The following is a 21,602-nucleotide window of genomic DNA, read 5'->3' on the forward strand; positions in this document are numbered from 1 at the left end:
TCCCGAGTGGCCAAAGGGATCAGACTGTAAATCTGACGGCTCAGCCTTCGAAGGTTCGAATCCTTCTCCCTCCACCACTTTGCTCTCTTTGATTAACTCTATAATCGATCATCATATCTGCTATTGTTCAAGCATTATTAGTTGACTGCAATACTCAAAAATCACTCTCACAGTGCCTAGTAAATAAACTACTTATTAGTTAAGCCTTTATTAACAATCATAAAATTCAAGCCGTAAGCTACAATTTTAATTTGTTCTGTTTATGACTACTGAATTGAATGCAACCTACCTTATTACTTATTGATATATCTTATGCTTTTTATCTTTATAACGGTGTAGTTTTTGATTATGCTAACAGCGCCTTTTCAATGATATTTGAGAGAATTCCCTTATGTGCAGTAAATGGATAAATGTTGCCATCGCAAAGATTGAAGCTGATTATCAACGATCAGCAGATACCCATCTGATTAAATTAGATTTACCACAACTTTCAGGGATTGATATTTATCTTAAGGACGAGAGTACGCACCCAACCGGCAGTTTAAAACATCGTTTAGCGCGTTCACTTTTTTTATATGGTTTGTGCAATGGCTGGATAAACCAAGACACAACGATTATTGAATCATCTTCTGGTAGCACTGCCGTTTCTGAAGCCTATTTTTCACGGCTTTTAGGATTGCCTTTTATTGCCGTTATGCCAAAGAGCACCGCAAAAACAAAAATTCAGCAAATTGAATTCTATGGTGGCAAATGTCATTTTGTTGATGCCAGCGATCAGATTTATGCTGAATCAGAGCGTTTAGCAAAAGAGCTTAATGGTCATTATATGGATCAATTCACTTATGCTGAGCGCGCAACAGATTGGCGTGGTAATAACAACATTGCAGATTCGATATTTAACCAAATGGAATGTGAACCGCACCCTATTCCTAATTGGATTGTTATGAGCCCAGGAACTGGTGGTACATCTGCAACCATTGGCCGATATATCCGTTTCCAACAGTTAACTACGCAATTATGTGTTGTAGACCCTGAAAACTCGGTATTTTATGACTACTACAAAACGGGCAATAAGCAACTGACACTTGATGTTGGTGGTAAAATTGAAGGGATTGGTAGACCACGTGTTGAACCTTCATTCATTGCAGGTGTGGTCGATGACATGATGCAAGTACCTGATGCAGCTTCTATTGCAACAATAAAATGGTTACAGCAACTAATAGGTAGAAAAACGGGGGCGTCAACAGGAACTAATCTATTTGGTGCTTTGTTACTTGCATCAAAGATGCAACAAGCTGGTGAAACAGGTTCGATTGTGACATTGATCTGTGATTCTGGTGAGCGTTACCTTGACACCTACTATAATCCAGAATGGATTAAACAGCATATAGGTTGTTTTGACCACTATAAAAAAATGCTTGAAGAATTCAGTGAGACAGGCGTGTTAGTACAATAAGCAAAAATTTGAAACAGTGAAAGATTGGGAATGGGCGCTAGAATGTGCCATTCCCTATTGAATGTTATTTAATCAATATTCAAATATTTATGTGTTTGAATCGACAAGCGCCAGTTTCTTTCAATACAAACGCTCATTGCAAACTCAGTGGCACGTGCTTTTTGACTGATGGGTTGCAAACACATCACCTTTTCTGACACATCAATATCAGTTAATAGTGTATCTAGCTCATCCAATTGGGATTGCGTCGCAATGGGGTGCTTAATTTCATTTGCACGAATTAACGCAGACGGTTTAACCGGATAGCCACCCTTCATATTAATTTTAGGTGATACCGTTACCCAAGTATCAGGGTGTACTAACACATCAAATGTACCACTGGTTTCTATTTGCACTGTAAAACCTTTAGCAATTAATTCATGAGTTAAGGCAGTTAAATCGAAAATACAAGGCTCTCCGCCTGTAATTACAATGTGTTTAGCATTGAATTTTTTTGATTCAAAAGCTTCTATTAATGAATTGGCATCGTGTTGAGCCCAACGACCAATTGTGCCATCGACTTGGATAACCTGTTCAGGCATCACTTTATTCGCGTCAAGTTGCTCCCAAGTTTGCTTGGTATCGCACCATGAACAACCTACAGGGCATCCTTGCAAACGTACAAAAATTGCTGGCACACCGGTAAAGAACCCCTCACCTTGTATGGTTTCAAACACTTCATTAATTGGATATTGCATTAACTACCTCATAGAATCTGGGCGGCATTTATAAGTTAAAAAGCCAGTGCATGCAAGCTACATCAATATTTAACTCGTTTTTACTAGTGAAAAATAGCTTAATAATGCTTTGCCACTGTGTTGAAGAGTAAGTTAAAATTTGTCTTTCGTGTTTTTATTCCTGTTAGGATTGCATTATGTCTACCTCAGCTCTAGTCGTATTCAGTGGCGGCCAAGATTCAACGACTTGTCTTGTACAAGCTTTAGCACATTATGACTCAGTGCATGCAATTACCTTTGATTATGGACAACGCCATCGTCAGGAAATTGAAGTTGCAAAACAGTTAGCTAAACAATTGGGCGTTGCCTCACATAAAATCATGGATGTAGGTTTATTAAATGAGCTAGCAGCCTCTTCGTTGACAAGAGATTCAATACCAGTGTCTCATGATGTAATGAATAATGGTTTACCCAATACATTTGTTCCTGGCAGGAATATTCTATTTCTTACTTTAGCTGGTATTTACGCCTATCAATTAGGATGTAATGTCATTATAACGGGTGTGTGTGAAACTGATTTTTCAGGTTACCCTGACTGCCGAAATGAATTCATTGCATCTATGCAGCAATCGTTAGCGCTTGGCATGGATAAACCACTCACGATTTCTACCCCCTTGATGTGGCTTAATAAAGCACAAACATGGGCACTAGCAGATAAATATCAACAATTAGCCTTAGTGCAAAACCATACTTTAACTTGTTATAACGGAATAATTGGGCATGGGTGTGGTGATTGCCCTGCATGTCATTTACGCCAGCGTGGTTTAGATGATTATTTATCTAACAAGAATGAAGTGATGCAGCAACTCGAAGCTCAGTCTTAGTATATTTTTAGTTTTTAGCTAAAATATAAATTTAACAGTCAGTTATTATCAGATAAGGACGCGTAATGGCACTGATGACGAAAACCAGCCCCTACTACATACCACTATTTATTAGTGTGGTTTGTTTAGTGCTATTTGCTATTGAGATTAGTGGGATAGGTTTTGATGCTGGCAATGTATTAGCTTACCGTTATGACGGTGTCAGTCAGTATGAGCTATGGCGTCTTTTTAGCGGTAACTTTTTGCATACTAATTTCTGGCACTTACTGATGAATTTGGGTGGCCTCTGGGTAATTATCTTTTTGCATGAAATGCATTACAAACACCACCCAGGAAAGTTGATATTATTGATAAGTGTACTGTCCTTGATTCAAGGTGTTGGATTGTATTATTTGTTTCCAGAGACTAAAGGTTTTGTCGGTTTAAGCGGCATGTTACATGGGTTATTCGCTTTTGGTGCAATCATGGACGTTAGGAAAGGCTTTCGTTCAGGATACATGCTACTCATTGGTGTCATTGTCAAAGTAATGTATGAGCAATACTTTGGTGCACCAGAAGATATGTCAACATTGATCGGCGCTCGCGTATCAATCGAATCTCATTTTATTGGTTTATTTAGCGGTGTCATTATTGGCCTTTTTTGGCTAACTCAAGCTAATAGATTTAAATATAAGCCGGTTAAAAAATAGTCCTTTTACTATTTGATGGTTCTTTTATCTATTGCATCACGTAATTGTTGCTTGATTTTATCTTCACCACAAAACTTTTTATATCCCAAGCCTGTCGCGTGTGGATTAATCTGTGTCGCCAAATTAACCTCTCTATAACAATAGTCTCCTTGTTTCACTATTCGGCTTGGATCTAGTTTGTGGTTGTATGTATGCCCTTGTTCTATTGCTGGCGTGGTATCTTTGAATTTATCTAAATATGTCACCTGTGGATCCATCTCACTTAAACTTCCTTTTGCGACATTACGCTCAGCTTGTTGGACTTGTATTAGCCTATTTAACCTATTGCGATTATATACATCAGTATATTTACTGGTAGAAGACGAGAAGTTGAGTTGATTTTGTAAACCGTTTTGTTTGCTTTTAGTTGCAAGCTGCAATCGTGTCATGTTTTGCTGTTCAACAAACTCGAAATCACTATTGGGTTGCACTTTATCTACTTTGCCACCTTGTTGATTACGTTTCTGTTCAATAGCCATCTCTAAGTCAGGTTCAGAAAGTGGTGAAGCACTTGCACTTAATTCTTTTTCAGCATATTCAACGATGTTCTCTTGTCTTACATTCGTCATTTGTGATTCAGGCTTATTTGAGTTGGAACTGTTAATGACTTCATCTATAACTTGAAGTTTTGGAACTGGCTTTGGTACTGAATTAATATTGGGGGCCGCCTGAGAATAAACTAAGTGAACGCTTGTCAGCTGTATTTTAGATAAATTATCTTGCTCTAATTTTTTAAAATGGACTGTCTTACTTGTGATATTTGCTTGTAAGGTTTTCCCCAAAATTGCCAATAATAATAAGTGAATAACTACTGAGCTAAATGGTGCTATGTAGTTGATAATTCCCACTTTAAAACTAGGAATTGAATGATGTTGCATGATATCTCGTTTGATATCAGGAAAGAGTATAGGCTTGAAATTGGATTGATTTTCTTCTGTATCGATCGATTGGATAGCTCTTGTGTATAGACTATCAATTTCATTCTCATCGTATACATCTGTATCGAGAAATTCAGTTATGATTTCAAAGCATTGTTTATCAATACTGAATACAATGTCATCACATTCTGTATTCGTTTTACCATTGAAATATACTGAATTATTACTAACTGACATGTATTCCTGAAACTTCCTTTTTGTTTTCAAAGACTCAATGTATTTTGTAATTAAACCGTAGAAAACCTCCCTGACTTTCTTTGCCAGATATTAGAGCGTGACACGATGTATAAGTTCACATTTTATTAACCTAATTTCAGCTAACACGTGTAAGCTATTTGTGGATTAAATCAAAAGCTACTGTTAAACTCGGACTGAATACATAATGTCGGATTGACTATGAACTCCAAAATCACAACTAATGCTGTATTAGACCCAATGAGCGCATCTGCCTCTCAATATAGTTTAAGCGAGGAGCGTGCTAACGCTTGGTCTCATGGACTAGGTGTGGTACTCGGAATATGGGCATTATTTGCAATGTTATCTCAAAGCCAAGATTTTTCTGGATTGCAAACACTTGGCATTACTGTGTACGGTATTTCGATCATAACCCTGTTTGCTGCTTCTACCCTGTATCATTCAAGCACTACTGCTAAATGGCAGAAAATTTTTAAGATGGCAGATCATTGCGCTATTTATCTCTTAATTGCAGGCACTTACACACCATTAATGTTGATCAGTATTCAGAGCGATAAAGCAAATATAGTTTTAAGTGCTATTTGGGCTTTAGCTATTGGTGGGATTATTTTTAAAACCCTGTTTATTGGCAGGTTTAAAGCTTTTAGTGTTTGTTTATATTTAGCAATGGGCTGGTTATGTGTAACTGTGATGCCAGAGCTTTATGCCATGTTAACGACTGTTCAGTTTGGATTGTTGCTTGGCGGTGGTTTGCTATACAGCATTGGTGTCATTTTCTATGTAAACAAACGCATTCCCTTTAATCATGCCATTTGGCATTTATTCGTGCTAGCAGCGGCTTTAACTCACTTTTTTTGTATTTATTTAACCTTGTAGTAAGGATTTTGGAATGAAGACGATTGACGAACTAAGATATAATCACGATTACTTATTATAATTCGTTGATTTTTTTTCCTATATGACATCCATGTCCCCGTCTGAACGCATATGCTATGTTGTATGTCTCATACCTAAAGGTAAAGTCTTGCCATATGGTAAAGTCGCCGATTTAGCAGGCTTACCTGGTCGTGCTAGATATGTTTCAAGAGCACTCAGGTTGTCTCCACCTTCCCAGCAAATTCCTTGGCATAGAGTAATCAATAGTCAGGGCAAAATATCTTTTGACACAAATAGTAACCAGTATAGAGAGCAGGTTGAATTATTAAGACTTGACGGTGTCATAGTTAATACTGGTAAGATCTCAATATCAAAATTTCAATGGCAGCCAGATATCGCGACCTTAGTGATGTCATTACCATTTTAAGATATAGCACTAAAGTTAATTTTGGATTAAACCGTTAAACAATGAGCAATCTAAACGTATTTATGAAGCGTTTGGTTTAACCAAGCTTGACCAAAAACTTAATAAATTACTCTAACAACCAGATAAATAAGGGTTTTCTTTTGCATTTAAAATTATTTTCACTCAGTTTAACAGCTTATTTATTACTCTCATTTTCTCCTGTTATTGCTGATGAACTAAAAGAAAATGAAATAGTACCTTCTGAGCCAAAATTATCATCTGAAGTGTTGCTTGCGCCGCTCACACCACATACTGCTACTTATAATGTTTTTTATGGCAGTTTCGAACTTGGCAAAGCCCATTATGAGTTACCTGCAACAGATTCAAATTATTATACTTACCACTTTAATAGTGAAGTGGGCTTATTAATGTTGTCAGATAAGCGCAACATTCGTAGCGAATTTTTATTAGAAAATAATAAGTTAATACCTTTCAGATATCTACATAAGCGTAGTGGTACTGGCAGTGATTATGAAGAACAAACAGCATTTACCAAAGCACAAAACTTCATTCATACGATCTACAAACTTGACGCACTAAAACTACCATATGAAGAAGATGTCTTTGACCCATTGATGGTGCAGTTACAGTTCAGGATGGATCTTGCCGCAAATAAAAAGCCATTAAACTTCAGTATGGTGAAAGAAAAAGAACTTGATGATTACCAGTTCCGAATTGTCGCAGAAGAAAAAATGACGATACAAAGTGGTACTTATGACACAGTTAAAATTGAAGTCATACGTGATAGTAGTAAACGACAAACCTATTTTTGGATGGCAAAAGAGTTAGCCTATTTGCCAGTTAGGTTAAGCCATTTTTCAAAAGGTAGTAAACAGCTAGACATCCAATTGCATAGCTATCAATTTGATCAATCCCTTCCGCAAATGCCGGCTGTTACATTAGATGAATTAGATCCCGAACAGGCACAGAAAGCTAAAGAACTAATGCAACAACTGCAAAGTGACGAGATTTCGAGTGATGAAATCGATGAATTTAGACGATTAGCGACTGAGAATTAACTCCCCTTTTCTGAAGATCTTCCAATCTCCAGGTGCTAACACATGCCACTGTTCATTATTGGTCAGTGGTCGTGTTGCAATAACAGTCACCACGTCATCAGGCGTGGTTTCTTTTTGAAAATCGATAACGACATCAGTATCAATTAATTTTGCTTTGCCAAAAGGCGCCCGTCTAGTGATATGGCATAGATTATTTGAACAATAAATCATTAAATCTACCCCGTCGGTCAACAGCATATTGAATACACCCAACTGCTTAATTTTATCTGCCAATGATGCAATAAAAGTAAACACGGGTTTCATATCTTGTGGTTGTTGAAGGCCAAATTGTTCAACCACACGGTCCATAATCCAACAAAAAGCCATTTCACTATCTGTATCACCTACAGCTTGAAAGTGTTTGGTATTAAAAAGGGTTTCATAATCAGAAAGCTGGCCATTATGTGCATAAGTCCAGTAACGACCCCATAACTCTCTAGTGAATGGGTGCGTGTTTTCAAGGCATACCTCGCCGCGATTTGCTTGGCGGATATGGCTAACCACTATTTCACTTTTAATTGGATAGGATTTAATTAAATGAGCAACATGTGAGTCACTACTGGGTTTCGAATCTTTAAATGTACGGCTGCCTTTACCTTCATAAAAAGTAATGCCCCATCCATCTACGTGTGGTCCAGTGACACCACCTCGCTCAGCAAGACCAGTAAAACTAAACACAATATCTGTTGGTACGTTAGCGCTCATGGCCAAAAGTTCACACATTATAAAACCTTGATTATTCATTACAGCTCAGTGTATTAGCCTATTGTAGCTCGATCTGGTATTCCGTTAAATGATCTGAACACATAAAAATTTAAACAATTGTTTGAAAAAAACTTGTATTCGATCACACTTGCGTTTACTTTTATGAGAGAGGTCAGACCACGAGATTTGGTTGTGACAAGGATCAATAATAAAAGTCAGTCGAATTTTACCGGCTTTAAGGAGAATTAAAGTGACCACCCTACTCTGGATCATCGCGATGATCATCGTACTCGGTGCAATGGCATACCTCAGGGTATCGTTATTAACCACCACAATAGCCGCTGCAGTCGTTATGGCTGCAGGTAGTGCTTTAGATATCATTCACAATGCTACATGGGTAGCTTTCCTTGTTATCGCACTCCCACTTAACATAAAAGCATTCAGACAAAATATCATCAGTAAGCCATTACTTAAGGTGTACCGTGGCATCATGCCAGAAATGTCTTCTACTGAAAAAGAAGCCATTGAAGCGGGTACTACTTGGTGGGAAGCAGATTTATTTGCTGGTAAACCAAATTGGAACAAGCTACATAATTATCCTAAAGCTCGTTTAACTGCTGAAGAGCAAGCGTTCTTAGATGGCCCTGTTGAAACTGTATGTGGCATGGTTGAACAGCATAATGTCTCGCATGAGCTTGCGGACTTGCCACAAGAGGTTTGGCAATACTTAAAAGATCATGGTTTCTTTGCGATGATCATTAAGAAGCAATATGGTGGCTTAGAATATTCAGCTTATGCTCAGTCTCGTGTGCTACAAAAACTAGCAGGTGTCAGCAGCGAGCTTGCTTCTACAGTAGGTGTACCAAATTCTTTAGGTCCTGGTGAGTTACTTCAGCATTATGGTACTAAAGCACAGCAAGATCATTATCTACCTCGTTTAGCAAAAGGGTTAGAAGTACCTTGTTTCGCATTAACCAGCCCTGAAGCAGGTAGTGATGCTGGTGCAATTCCTGATTTTGGAATTGTGTGTAAAGGTGAGTTTAACGGTGAAGAAGTGTTAGGTATGAAACTAACATGGAATAAGCGATACATTACTCTAGCGCCTGTCGCGACTGTATTAGGTCTGGCTTTTAAACTGCGTGATCCAGATGGATTACTGGGTAAAGAAGAAGATTTAGGCATTACTTGTGCTCTTATCCCAACGGATATTCCAGGTGTTGAAACTGGCCGTCGTCACTTCCCGTTGAACTGTATGTTCCAAAATGGTCCAACACGCGGTAATGAAGTTTTTGTTCCACTTGATTTCATTATTGGCGGACCAGAGATGGCTGGACAAGGCTGGCGTATGCTTGTTGAATGTCTATCTGTTGGGCGTGGTATCACTTTGCCTTCTAACTCTGCAGGTGGCGTGAAAACAGCTTCTTTAGCGACTGGCGCTTATGCACGTATTCGTCGACAATTTAAAATGCCAATCGGTAAACTTGAAGGAATTGAAGAGCCAATGGCACGCTTAGGTGGTAATGCATACTTGATGGATGCAGTAACTACTCTAACCACAACAGGTATTGATTTAGGTGAAAAACCTTCTGTTATTTCAGCCATTGTTAAGTATCATCTCACAGACAGAATGCAGAAATGTATTATTGATGCGATGGATATTCATGGTGGTAAAGGTGTTTGTTTAGGCCCTAATAACTATCTTGGACGTGGTTATCAAGCAGCACCCATTGCCATTACTGTTGAAGGTGCCAACATTCTAACTCGTTCAATGATCATCTATGGTCAAGGTGCAATCCGTTGTCATCCATATGTATTAGCAGAAATAGAATCAGCATTTGATACTGATACAAAGCGTGGTTTGAGTAACTTTGATGCAGCAATCTTTGGTCACATTGGTTTTGCAACGTCTAACTTTATCAGAAGTTTGTGGATGGGTTTAACGGGTAGTCATTTCTCAAATTCGCCTTACTCAGATAAAACTAAACGTTATTACCAACAAATGAACCGTTTCAGTGCCAATCTAGCATTATTATCTGACTTAGCGATGGCTACTTTGGGTGGTAATCTAAAGCGTAAAGAACGTATATCTGCGCGCTTAGGTGATTTGCTAAGTCAACTATACCTGGTTTCAGCAACACTAAAACGTTATGAAGATGAAGGACGTTTACAAGAGGATTTACCGCTAGTTCAGTGGGCTTGTGAAGACGGACTATATAAACTTCAAGACTCTCTTGATGACCTATTGAATAACTTCCCAATGGGATTAGGTAAAATTTTACGTGTAGTGATGATGCCATTTGGTCGCCCTATTTCTCGTCCAAGTGATGTACTAGACCATATAATTGCCAAGATTCTGCAAACACCTTGTGCTAGCCGTGACCGTCTTGGTCAAGGTCAATACTGGTCAGCAACAGAGCACAATGCAGTTGGTATTCAGGAGCAAACATTAGCTGACATTCTTGCTGCTGAGCCAATTTACGACAAAGTCTGTAAAGCTGCAGGCAAACGTTTGCCATTTATGTGGTTAGACAAAGTTGCGCAGACAGGTAAAGACTTAGGTGTATTAAGTGAAGCTGAGATTGCTCTGCTTGAAAAAGCCGAAATCGGCCGAATGAAGTCTGTGAATGTTGATGACTTTGATTCAGATGCGCTTAAAGCCAATGAAGTTGCAACAACAGCACAAGAACAAGCCGCTTAAAAACGGTTGCTCACAACAAGGGTAAAGCTTTTGCTTTACCCTTTTTTTTGACTAAAGGTTGGATAATGAAACATGTAAATGGACTTGAAGTAATGCAAGCTATGGTCAATGGTGAGTTCCCAGCTCCCTCAATGGCTAAAACAATCCCTATGCGAGCTATTAAAGTTGCTTATGGCAGTATTGAATTTGAAGCTATTGCAAACGAAAGGCATCTTAATCCTATGGGAGGTGTACATGGCGGATTTGCAGCCACTGTTTTAGATTCTGTTACTGGTTGCGCAGTTCACAGTGCACTAGATATAGGACAGAGCTATTCTACGATTGAATTACAAGTAAAGATGGTAAGACCGATACCGGTTGGCCAGCCTGTCTTTGCAATTGGCAACCTTATCAATAAATCAAAATCATTGGCGATTGCTGAAGCTAAATTACATTCAAAGGAAGGCAAACTATTGGCAACAGCAACGGCGAGTTGCTTGCTCAGCTTACCTTCTTAGTTTGTGTACTTAATGACTAAACAACATTTGTTTTACAATATTGTTTGCCAAATATAGCAATAAAAAAGCCAAGGCAGTGCCTTGGCTTTTTGGTATGCAACAAATTAGTTTGCGAGTTCTTCTTCTAACTGTTTACTGATGGCTTCAGGTGAACTGCTATTTTTAGCAAAAATACTATAAGCCACTGGAATAACCAGTAAGGTAAAGAAAGTAGCCAACAAGATACCAGATAACACAACAACTCCAATAACAAAGCGCGTTTCGGCACCGGCACCAGATGAAAGAACCAAAGGTATAGCACCAGCTGCGGTGGTGATACCAGTCATTAAAATAGGTCTTAAACGTTGTTGTGAGGCTTGCAAAATAGCTTGCTGAAACTCAATACCTTTATCACGTAATTGATTGGTAAATTCTACAATTAAGATACCGTTCTTAGCAGCAAGACCAACTAACATTATGATGCCGATTTGACTGTAAATATTGATACTTTGGTCAGTAAACCACAAACCGATTAGCGCGCCTAAGGTGGCTAATGGGACTGTAAGCATAATGACTGCTGGGTGAATATAGGATTCAAACTGCGCAGCTAGTACCAAAAATACGACACATAATGCCAATACAAATACAAAGGCCATAGAATTACCAGAATCTTGATAATCTAACGATAACCCTTTGTAACTAATCACTGCCTCGGCAGGTAAATATGTCTCAGCAAGGTTATTTAGATAATCTAGCGCTTCACCTAAGCTATAACCGTCCGCGAGATTTGCTTCCAAGGTTATTGAACGCATACGGTTATATCGATTTAATGAAGATGCATCTGCAAACTCCTCAATCGTCACGAGATTTGATAATGGAATTAACTCTTTTGTTCTATCTGAACGAACATAAATATTTTCCATATCGCTAGCGGTATTTTGGTTATCACGCTGGCCCTCAATAATTACATCATATTCTTCACCATCTCGCATAAAGGTTGTGACGAGTTTTGAACCCAACATGGTTTCAAGGGTACGGCCAATATGTGATATCGACACACCAAGAGCTGCAGCACGGTCTTTATCAATCACAACCCTTAATTGTGGTTTGGTTTCTTTATAATCATGATCTAAGCCGACAATATCCGGATTGCCTTTTGCCTGTTCAAGCATGATATCTCGCCATTGTGCCAATTCTTCATAACTTGGACCGCCAATAACAAATTGAACTGGTTTACCCACACCGCGTCCAAAAGCTTGGCGCATTACAGGGAAAGCCCTTACACCGGCTAAATCGCCAATTCGTGCACGAATATCACCAATGATTTCATTTGCCGGACGACGCTCACTCCAGTCCTCAAGTACGATGATTGCCATACCATTTGAGAAGTTGGCTGCAGTTCCAAAACCGCGTGGCGCACGAATAAGAAGTCGCTTAATTTCACCAGATTCAACTAAAGGCATCAGTCTACCTTCAATCTCATTCATATATTGTTCAATATACTCAAAGCTCGCACCTTGTGGACCATTTACAATTAAAAACATAGAACCACGATCCTCTTGAGGAGCGAATTCTTGTGGGATATTTTTGGCTAAATACCCGCTTAACGTTAGCGCGATGATCACGATAAATGACACTAAAACGGGACGTTTAATTGCACCTTTTAGGCTGTTTAAATAGATATTAGACAGTTTATCCATGCCTTTATCTACTTTCTGAACAAGCCAAGAGCTTTCACCAGAACTCTTTAGGATTTTAGAGCACATCATTGGGCTTAATGTCAGTGCAACAATACTAGAGAACATCACTGCTGCACTCATCGCGACAGCAAACTCTTTGAACAACTTACCTAGATCACCCTCAATAAACGTAATGGGCATGAATACTGAAATAAGCACAAGTGTTGTAGCAACAATTGCAAATGCGACTTCCCTGCCCCCTAGAAAAGCAGCCTTAAGTGGTGTATCACCCATTTCTATACGTCTGTGTACATTTTCAAGCATGACAATAGCGTCATCGACAACCATACCAATAGCTAAAATAAGTGCGAGCAGGGTTAATAAGTTAATGGTGTAACCCAATGCATATAACACAATGAAGGTCGCCATTAATGAAACAGGTACAGTAAGCGCGGGGATCAACATGGCGCGTACACTACCTAAGAACAAATAAATGACGATGATAACCAACAACATAGCGATAAAGAGTGTGTTATAAACTTCTTCAATCGAGGCCTCAATAAACACTGAGCTATCATAAGAGCGTTTAATCTCCATCCCTTCAGGCAAAGTCGGATTAATTTGATCGACAAGTTTGTTTGCTGCACGTGCTACATCTAAGGTATTGGCAGTAGATTGTTTAGAGACACCAAGACCAATCATGGATTCGGTATTACCTCTAAACATAATCCGCTCTTCTTCACTGCCGATTTCAACTTTTGCTACGTCACCAAGTTTAACTAGGTAACCATCTTCACCCTGTGTTATCACAAGGTTGGCGAAATCATCTTTGGTTAGAAAGCTTCTATCGACGCGAACTGTGAAATGTCGTTCTTTTGATTCTACTGAACCTGCTGGTAACTCTACATTTTCAGAACGTAATGCTGTTTCAATATCGCTTACGGTTAGGTTACGTGATGCTAATGCTTGCCTGTCTATCCACACTCGCATTGCATAAACTTTCCCCCCACCTAAACGTATATTAGCTACACCATCTAAAACAGAGAATCTATCTTCTAAATATCGGCGTGCATAGTCAGTTAATTGAATAGTGGTCATTTGGTCTGAAACCAAATTTAGCCACATAATAACTTCGTCACCACCGTTTGCTTTTCTGACTTCAGGCGGCTCTGAACCTTCAGGTAAGTTATCTAATAAGCTTGATACTCTGTCACGAACATCATTGGTTGCAGCCTCAATGTCGCGTCCTACATCGAATTCTAGTGTCACAGTAGAGCGACCATCGCGACTTTGAGAACTGACGTGTTTTATCCCTTCGATACCACTAATTCTATCTTCAACGAGTTGAGTAATACGACTTTCAACTACAGATGCACTTGCTCCCCGATACCTTGTATCAATAGACACAATTGGTGGATCAATGTTTGGGTACTCTCTTAACGGCAGTTTTTCGAATGAGACTAATCCGAGAATGATCAGTAAGATGCTAATTACTGAAGCAAAAACAGGCCTTTTAACAGATAAATCGGTTAAAATCATGCCACAGTCTCCGCTTGTATGTTTACAGCAAAATTAAAGCGTTCGGCTTGTTCAGGCATTACGACGTCACCCGGTCTTACTTTAAGAATACCGCGAATAATCACCGAATCCCCAATGCTTAATCCATCAGCAATTTCTACCCAACCACGCGTTCGAAGTCCTATTTTGACTTGTACTCGTTGAACTTTATTTTCTTTATCAAGAAGATAGACATAATGACGGTTTTGTATGGGAATAATTGCAGATTCAGGTAGTAGTAGACTCTCACGACTTTGCTTAATCAGTTTTACCTTCATCAACATACCTGGAATAAGTTGATTATTATCATTTGGCACAATTGCACGCACGGTCACTGCACGAGTCGCAGGGTTAACACGACTATCAATAGACGAGACTACACCGTTATAAATAATATCAGGATAAGCGACTGTAGTGGCTTCGATGGTTTTGCCGACTTGTAGATCTTGAATAAAGCGCTCTGGTACTGAAAAATCTAGTTTAATTTTGCTGACATCATCCAAAGTAGTGATCTCTTGCCCAGGACTGACCAGTCCACCACGGCTGACTTGTCTAAGACCTAGACGTCCACTGAAAGCGGCATTCACTTTATAATCGCTCAACGCTGCAACCTCTTGATCGAGTAGAGCGTGTGAACCATCAATTAAACTTTGTAATCTATCACGTTCATTTGCAGCAATTGTGCGACTGGTAACTAACGAGCTAATCCGTTCCAATTCACGCTTATGTTCATTTAAACGAACATAAGCAGCCCTAACTTTTGCTTGTTGTTCAGAATCTTGTAATTGAACTAATAACTGACCTTTTTCAACAAACTCACCGTCAGCGAAATTAATACTGGTGATAACCTCAGAAATTTTAGATGTAATGGTGATTGACTCAAATGCTTTGCCAGTACCTAATGCCTCAACTTCATCTCGAATAGGCATTAGTGCAACTTGTGCAACAACAACATTAGGGATGGGTTTCTCTCGCTTTATCTGTTGTGCAGATTTTGGTGCTATTTGTGTATAGGCAAAATAGCCGATAACAATAGCAATTGTGACTACGAGTAATTTTTTCATGATTGATTGCTAAGACGTAACAACGCCATCCTTATAGGGTAAAAACGAAAGCTTTATATGTATTATTTTTTATGCCCTACTATTCTACTTTTCAGTACAACTCAATCAAGCTGTTTTAATCTTGCTTAACTTTTGTTTACAAATTACAGAAAAATGACACATTTTATAATCAGTTATTATTAAAAAAGCACAAAAAAAGAGACGCTATTGCGTCTCTTTAATTTATGAATAGCTTACCAAAGTGTTTATTTAACTTTGCGATCCGTTTCCATTAACTCACTAATACGGTCATATACATCTGCAATGACTTGATCGTCAATGGCCTCATCGTCAACATTGCGGAAGTAAATATTGGTGTGTTGCTTATCCGCAGTATCTTCTAGAATCACACGGTAACTGCCTTCTTTAAGGTTAAGTGATTTATCATCCCATAATGAGCTCCAGAAACCTCCTGAGTTATCTAGGTTGACATAGTAAAGACCTTTATTCTTATCCATATCAATAATATCTAGACCCATTTCAGGTAATACTAGACGTAAACGATCCCATGCATTATCAAATGGAGCTTCTGCAACCCAATGTGTACCTTCATCATCTGTTGCATGCACGAGTGATAGCTTAATACCTAGACTGCGTTGAATTCGAGCTTCGCGTAATGCTTTCTCACGGCTTACACTGACATAAGCAATAGCATTGTTAAGCATATCAATGGTGTAACGACGCTTATCATTATCTGACAGCATGATGTCTTGATTTTCATCATCGAAAATCTCTTCATGCTCGATTAAATCGATCATCAAGTTACCTGTGCGTCCGTGAGGTTGCACATCAATGGTAAACTTATAACGTTGTTGTAATACGTAGGTTTTGTCACTGCCCCAAAAGCTTTTCTCAATCACTTCGGTTGATTCAATTACATCAGTTTCAATGATACCAGCATCGAAATCTTGTAAGCGAATTGGGTAGTTTTGCCTGTTTAAGAATCTAACAACACTGTCTGAGATCTCTTGCTTTAAATTTGTGTTGTTATCAATAGACTCTACCACAATTTTAATGTTATCAGAGCCTTCTTCAACACGGGTTCCCTCAGCCATTGGTAACACTTGTAATGGTGGGCGAATATCCAGTTTTTTACCTACGTATGTCTTGTCAGTTTCTGCACCGACTTCTGGAACCTCATATTCACGACTGTATCTTGGTTCGTTTAAACCTTCTGGAATAGCTAATAGCTCTGTTGTTGTTGTATTAACATATTCTTCACTGCCATTAACCTGACGGCGTTCAGTTGGCGTTGAACAAGCTGATACAGCCAGAATAACCAATAGTGGGCTGACTTTTTTTAACATGGTTTACTGCACCTCAATTTGCGCTTTTTGCATAGCCTCTATTACCTGACCATGAAACTGTGGAGAAAGTTCAGTTAAAGGTAAACGAATATGTCCTTTTTCAATTAACCCCATACGGTGTGCTGCCCATTTTACTGGAATAGGATTAGCTTCGCAGAATAAGGAATCATAGAGTGCTGACATAGTTGAATCTATTTGGGTCGCTAATTGAGTATCGCCAGATAATGCCGCATCACACATGTTTTTAAATGATTTTGCTACGATATTATTGGCAACTGAAATAACCCCATTACCACCTAAAGTGATAAATTCACGAGCTGTTGCATCGTCGCCACTAAACAGTAAGAAATCATCGCCACATAACTCGCGTAATTGTTTTACACGGGTCAAATCGCCTGTGGCTTCTTTCACACCGATAATGTTACTGATCGGTGCAAGCTCAGCGACAGTTTCTGGTAACATATCAACAGATGTACGGCCTGGTACATTGTATAGAATCTGAGGAACATCAGTACTATTAGCAATGGCGGTATAATGTGCAATAAGCCCCTTTGGTGTCGGCTTATTGTAATAAGGAGTCACACCTAACATTGCGGCAACACCAATATCTTGCATTGCTTGGGTAAGTTCAATCGCTTCAGCTGTTGCATTTGCACCGTTTCCACCAATTACAGGAATACGGCCATTGGCAAATTTGATGGTTTGAGCAACAACGTCAATATGCTCTTTCGGAGGCAAAGTGGCTGACTCACCGGTTGTGCCAACTGCAACAATGGCATCAGTGCCTTGTTGAATATGAAACTCTACTAACTGTTCTAGACTCTTATAATCTACTGTGCCATCACTATTCATTGGTGTGATTAAGGCAACAATGCTTCCGTTTATCATCTATATTCCCCAAGGTTTCAGGACTCGCTATGTTACTGATGCTATCAACTAATGACAAGCATTAGCAGTGCTGAATTCTAATTTTGGGGAATTAAGGTTTGATTGGTGTTATTTTACGCTATTAAAATATGCTACATCTCATAAAATCAGGATGTTATCTAATAAATCCTAAGAAAGATGTGACGCATAAAAAATATACAGTTATTCAGTAAATACACTATTGATACATTGAATTACTATTATATATGGTAAACTTTATTCGCTTAGCCTGAATCGGCAGCAACGTATACGCCAAATAGTATGAATGAGGAATTTTTATGAGCAATCACCTAGTCGTGACCGCTATGGGAACAGATCGCCCAGGTCTAGTAGGCCGACTATCTCGCTTAGTAAGTGAATGTGAATGCGACATTGTAGACAGTCGTATGGCGTTATTCGGAAATGAGTTCACCCTCATCTTAATGATTTCAGGTTCGTGGTCTTCCATAACTAGAATCGAAACTCAGTTACCCATTCTTAGCGTAGAATTAGAGTTGATGACTGTGATGAAACGAACTTCACCTCATACTGCCCAAAACTATGTTTCACGTATTGAAGTGAGTTTCAATGGTGAAGACCAACGTGGCACCATGAATACCATTACTCAATTTCTTGCTGACCGCTCTTTAGATCTTGCAGCTGTCCGCTCTCATGCCGAAGTCAATGACGAATTGAAAACACAATCCATCTTATTGTCTATCAACATTCCAGATAAAGTTGATCTACTGAAACTTGAAACCAGTATTCACCAATTAGCAGAGCAATTAAATCTAGAGTGTCACGTGAAACGTATGCAAGGTATTGCTGCCCCCTAATTAATACAGATTTTTTAAAGGATTAATAATGAATACACTCAACGTGGGTGATACTGCCCCACTATTCACGTTACAAAACCAACATGACCAAGCTATCTCTTTAAAGGACTGCTTAGCTAAAGGCCCTGTTTTAGTTTATTTTTACCCTAAGGCGTCTACACCAGGTTGTACCGTTCAAGCACAAGGGTTACGTGATATTGAGCAAGAATTAAAATCAATCAATATGACTGTTTTAGGTATTAGTCCTGATCCTGTCGCAAAATTGCTGAAGTTTTATGATAAGCAAGAATTAAACTTTGATCTTCTCAGTGATGAAGACCACGCCATAGCCGATGCCTTTGGTGTTTGGGGAGAAAAGAAGTTTATGGGTAAGATTTATGATGGCATTCATAGATTGAGTTTTGTGATTGGTACTGATGGTAAAGTCAGTCACTTTATTAATAAGTTTAAAACCAAAGAACATCACACCGTATTATTGGACACTATAAAGCCATAGCATGACATTAGCGAAAGCCCTTATATTTTCATAAGGGCTTTTTTGTGACCCTGCTAAATTTTCACTCTTCCTTTCTGGGCTTTTTATTGTGTAACACCTGCGTAATTTCAACATTCTTTTCATGTCTTTCTTTATGAATTAGCGCATTACGTTCCTCATCCAATACTTCTTGTAACTGCTGCTCTTCAAAAGCAGCCAGCTCTTGTTGTTTTCTATAGGCTTTATCAATAGCACGTTGTTGCGCATCTAGTGCATGTTTAAACTCACGCTCTTTTGTAATAAATTCAGCTTGCTTTTCTGCATCCAATTTTTGTTGCTGTAAACGTTGTTCATCTTTTTGTCTTTGAACTTCAGCTTGTTGTTGCGCTTCTTGTGGCAACAAGCTGATTAATTCAATTCCAACTGGCAACTCTTCAAGTATTACCCGTGAAGTAATAACCCTCACCTGCTTATCTTTAGTGATGTAAATGAGCGGAATTGCGGTTTCACCATAGCGTTCAATAAAGGATTGGTAATTAAAGCTCTCTGTTATGTTATTGACTTTTAATGTGCCACCCTTCGCCATTATGCTAGCAATTTTTGCATAGGACACATTCGTGCCAAATAGATTCAATCGTTGCAAATATGATTCTGACAATTGGTGCCTAGCACTGGAAGACTCCGCATTATTCAACCCGTATACCTTTTCGCTTCCAAGTAAATCTTGGTAATGAAAACTCACCAATGGGTTGAGTTGCCTATATGGTGACATAATCAGCACTCTGCCAATACATGTTAAATCCATATAAGTATCTGCATGATCGGAAGCAGGATTACCAAAATACACTTGTATGTTCTCCATACGAGCCTGACGGATGCTATCCCAGTTATTATCAGCTAGGATCACAGGTATATTTTTATCTTGTAATTGCTTAGCCAATTCTCGTGAAAATTTGGAGGCACCAAAAATCAATAGCCCTTGAGCACTACCTTGTTTAACACCCAATATGTTTGCCCAAGTACCAGCAGTTAAACTTTGGATCACTACCGTACCAATAATAATCATAAACACTAAAGGCACAATTGAACTTGCACCATTAAAACCCAGCGCTTCAAGTTTGATAGCAAATAATGATGAAATTGCAGCAGCAACAATACCACGTGGAGCGACCCAACTGAGGAACCATTTATCAGCCGAGGTTAAGCTGGTACCAATCCCCGAGATCCAAATACTCAATGGACGTGCGATAAACATTACAACGATAAGAACAAGTATCCCACCCCAGCCAAGATCAAGCATGGCAGAAGAATCAAGTCTTGCAGCCAAAAGAATAAACAATGCAGAAATGAGTAACACCGTCAACGTCTCTTTAAACTCAAGAATATCGGCAATATCAACTCCACGCATATTTGCCAGCCAAATCCCCATCACGGTAACGGTAAGTAAACCTGCTTCTTCTTGTAGAATATTTGAGCCAACAAACACTCCGAGCATAATAGTTAAAACAGCAGTATTTTTTAAATAGTGTGGGAATACATTCCGTCTCAAGCATACGCCTACGAGATAGCCTGCAAGCGCACCTCCACCTAAACCTATGGCGAGTGTCAGGCCAAGCGCATATAAAACATGTGTAGTAGGATCTGCCGTTACCGCAATATACTCATATACAAGTACAGCCAATAACGCGCCTATAGGATCAATGACAATCCCCTCCCAGCGTAAAATGCTGGCGAGCTTTGCGCTGGGTTGAACTGTACGAAGCATGGGAACAATCACTGTTGGACCTGTTACCACAACAAGTGCGCCAAACAAGCAAGCTAATGGCCAATCAAAACCTAACAGATAATGTGCTGCGGGTGCGATACACAGCCAGGTAATAAATGCACCGATTGACACCAGATGTGTCACCATACGACCATGTTCGTTGATTTCTTTAAAATTGAGAGTCAATGCCCCTTCAAACAGGATTACTGCTACGCCTAACGAAATGATAGGAAACAGTAAATCTCCAAATACTGCGTCAGGATCCAGAATATCTAACCCAGGGCCGAGCAATAAACCACATAATAATAAAGGTAAAATGGCGGGTAATTTAAGTTTCCAACCAACCCATTGGCATAAAAGAGATAACACACCTATCAATGCAAGCATGCCAGTAATGTGTTCGACCATAAACTTTCCTAACTATTATCCGTAATTTATCGTCACACTAAAATAAGACATCCATATGACGTATAGTTCTTTCTCTCATTCGGATAATAGGTTAAATAACTGTTATTGCAAAATTAACTCGCTTGAAAATTTATATTAGTCAATGAAATGGTATATGAGTAACAATTAACTAAATCGGACACAAATAAAGGGAGATTTTTTGATTAGGTTTTAAATTAAATAATGCATTTTTTATTTTACAAAATGTGTTGTTGAACAAAATACATCATGAATTTTTTTGCCCCTAAATAACGTATCCATAGGCACATATACTTACGGTGTAGAGTAGAATATATTTTAGCGTGAATTATATTCACTTATATATGTGAGT

At 38.9% G+C, this 21,602-nt stretch carries 18 protein-coding genes; 10 read left to right on the forward strand and 8 right to left on the reverse strand.

Annotated features, from left to right (window positions below; all coding sequences use genetic code 11):
• Positions 1-391: 391 nt before the first annotated feature.
• On the forward strand, positions 392-1,456 hold the full coding sequence (locus ACHUGF_RS05940) for a PLP-dependent cysteine synthase family protein (RefSeq protein ID WP_394129872.1): 1,065 nt from the start codon (positions 392-394) through the stop codon (positions 1,454-1,456).
• Positions 1,457-1,524: 68 nt separating this feature from the next.
• Here the strand turns inward: ACHUGF_RS05940 and queE are convergent, their stop codons facing one another.
• Positions 1,525-2,193, reverse strand: a complete 669-nt coding sequence (gene queE, locus ACHUGF_RS05945; RefSeq protein ID WP_394129873.1) for a 7-carboxy-7-deazaguanine synthase QueE — start codon at positions 2,191-2,193, stop codon at positions 1,525-1,527.
• 176 nt (positions 2,194-2,369) lie between these two features.
• Between queE and queC the strand changes: the two genes are divergently transcribed.
• Entirely contained in the window at positions 2,370-3,056 is a 687-nt protein-coding gene (gene queC, locus ACHUGF_RS05950) for a 7-cyano-7-deazaguanine synthase QueC (RefSeq protein ID WP_394129874.1), read from the forward strand.
• A 65-nt stretch (positions 3,057-3,121) separates the two neighbouring features.
• Positions 3,122-3,745 carry a rhombosortase gene (gene rrtA / locus ACHUGF_RS05955; RefSeq protein ID WP_394129875.1) on the forward strand — a complete coding sequence of 208 codons (624 nt, stop codon included), beginning with the start codon at positions 3,122-3,124 and terminating at the stop codon, positions 3,743-3,745.
• An 8-nt stretch (positions 3,746-3,753) separates the two neighbouring features.
• Here rrtA and ACHUGF_RS05960 read toward each other — a convergent pair whose 3' ends face one another.
• The gene (locus ACHUGF_RS05960; RefSeq protein ID WP_394129876.1) at positions 3,754-4,899 is read right to left on the reverse strand and encodes a hypothetical protein; all 1,146 of its coding nucleotides are present in this window, start codon (positions 4,897-4,899) and stop codon (positions 3,754-3,756) included.
• Between the two features lie 219 nt (positions 4,900-5,118).
• Here ACHUGF_RS05960 and trhA point away from each other — a divergent pair, with 219 nt between their 5' ends.
• The 3 genes from trhA to ACHUGF_RS05975 all read left to right on the forward strand — a co-directional run bounded on the left by trhA (position 5,119) and on the right by ACHUGF_RS05975 (position 7,278).
• Positions 5,119-5,793 carry a PAQR family membrane homeostasis protein TrhA gene (gene trhA, locus ACHUGF_RS05965; RefSeq protein WP_394129877.1) on the forward strand — a complete coding sequence of 225 codons (675 nt, stop codon included), beginning with the start codon at positions 5,119-5,121 and terminating at the stop codon, positions 5,791-5,793.
• Between the two features lie 91 nt (positions 5,794-5,884).
• The gene (locus tag ACHUGF_RS05970; RefSeq protein WP_394129878.1) at positions 5,885-6,220 is read left to right on the forward strand and encodes an MGMT family protein; all 336 of its coding nucleotides are present in this window, start codon (positions 5,885-5,887) and stop codon (positions 6,218-6,220) included.
• A gap of 140 nt (positions 6,221-6,360) precedes the next feature.
• On the forward strand, positions 6,361-7,278 hold the full coding sequence (locus ACHUGF_RS05975; RefSeq protein WP_394129879.1) for a DUF3108 domain-containing protein: 918 nt from the start codon (positions 6,361-6,363) through the stop codon (positions 7,276-7,278).
• On the opposite strand, the gene ACHUGF_RS05980 is transcribed toward ACHUGF_RS05975, so the two are convergent.
• A complete protein-coding gene (locus ACHUGF_RS05980; RefSeq protein WP_394129880.1) occupies positions 7,261-8,040 on the reverse strand; it encodes a class II glutamine amidotransferase in 780 nt (259 codons plus the stop codon). The two genes, ACHUGF_RS05975 and ACHUGF_RS05980, sit on opposite strands and share 18 nt — an antisense overlap.
• Positions 8,041-8,272: 232 nt before the next feature.
• Here ACHUGF_RS05980 and fadE point away from each other — a divergent pair, with 232 nt between their 5' ends.
• Both fadE and ACHUGF_RS05990 read left to right on the forward strand, forming a co-directional pair.
• On the forward strand, positions 8,273-10,720 hold the full coding sequence (gene fadE / locus ACHUGF_RS05985; protein ID WP_394129881.1) for an acyl-CoA dehydrogenase FadE: 2,448 nt from the start codon (positions 8,273-8,275) through the stop codon (positions 10,718-10,720).
• 65 nt (positions 10,721-10,785) lie between these two features.
• On the forward strand, positions 10,786-11,217 hold the full coding sequence (locus tag ACHUGF_RS05990) for a PaaI family thioesterase (protein WP_394129882.1): 432 nt from the start codon (positions 10,786-10,788) through the stop codon (positions 11,215-11,217).
• 104 nt (positions 11,218-11,321) lie between these two features.
• On the opposite strand, the gene ACHUGF_RS05995 is transcribed toward ACHUGF_RS05990, so the two are convergent.
• The 4 genes from ACHUGF_RS05995 to dapA all read right to left on the reverse strand — a co-directional run bounded on the left by ACHUGF_RS05995 (position 11,322) and on the right by dapA (position 17,730).
• On the reverse strand, positions 11,322-14,414 hold the full coding sequence (locus ACHUGF_RS05995) for an efflux RND transporter permease subunit (protein WP_394129883.1): 3,093 nt from the start codon (positions 14,412-14,414) through the stop codon (positions 11,322-11,324).
• On the reverse strand, positions 14,411-15,496 hold the full coding sequence (locus ACHUGF_RS06000) for an efflux RND transporter periplasmic adaptor subunit (RefSeq protein WP_394129884.1): 1,086 nt from the start codon (positions 15,494-15,496) through the stop codon (positions 14,411-14,413). Before ACHUGF_RS06000 ends, ACHUGF_RS05995 begins: the two co-directional genes overlap by 4 nt.
• Positions 15,497-15,741: 245 nt before the next feature.
• A complete protein-coding gene (gene bamC / locus ACHUGF_RS06005; protein ID WP_394129885.1) occupies positions 15,742-16,842 on the reverse strand; it encodes an outer membrane protein assembly factor BamC in 1,101 nt (366 codons plus the stop codon).
• Positions 16,843-16,845: 3 nt separating this feature from the next.
• Positions 16,846-17,730 (reverse strand): 4-hydroxy-tetrahydrodipicolinate synthase, encoded by an 885-nt coding sequence (gene dapA / locus ACHUGF_RS06010; protein WP_394129886.1) that lies wholly within the window; start codon positions 17,728-17,730, stop codon positions 16,846-16,848.
• A gap of 317 nt (positions 17,731-18,047) precedes the next feature.
• On the opposite strand from dapA, the gene ACHUGF_RS06015 reads away from it, so the two are divergent.
• On the forward strand, positions 18,048-18,584 hold the full coding sequence (locus ACHUGF_RS06015; protein WP_394129887.1) for a glycine cleavage system transcriptional repressor: 537 nt from the start codon (positions 18,048-18,050) through the stop codon (positions 18,582-18,584).
• A 28-nt stretch (positions 18,585-18,612) separates the two neighbouring features.
• Positions 18,613-19,080, forward strand: coding sequence for a thioredoxin-dependent thiol peroxidase (gene bcp, locus ACHUGF_RS06020; RefSeq protein ID WP_394129888.1), 468 nt, complete (start codon positions 18,613-18,615; stop codon positions 19,078-19,080).
• A 61-nt stretch (positions 19,081-19,141) separates the two neighbouring features.
• Here the strand turns inward: bcp and ACHUGF_RS06025 are convergent, their stop codons facing one another.
• Positions 19,142-21,232 (reverse strand): cation:proton antiporter domain-containing protein, encoded by a 2,091-nt coding sequence (locus tag ACHUGF_RS06025; RefSeq protein WP_394129889.1) that lies wholly within the window; start codon positions 21,230-21,232, stop codon positions 19,142-19,144.
• Between the last annotated feature and the right edge of the window lie 370 nt (positions 21,233-21,602).

The sequence above is a fragment of the Shewanella maritima genome, assembly GCF_043643735.1.
Classification (GTDB): domain Bacteria; phylum Pseudomonadota; class Gammaproteobacteria; order Enterobacterales; family Shewanellaceae; genus Shewanella; species Shewanella maritima_A.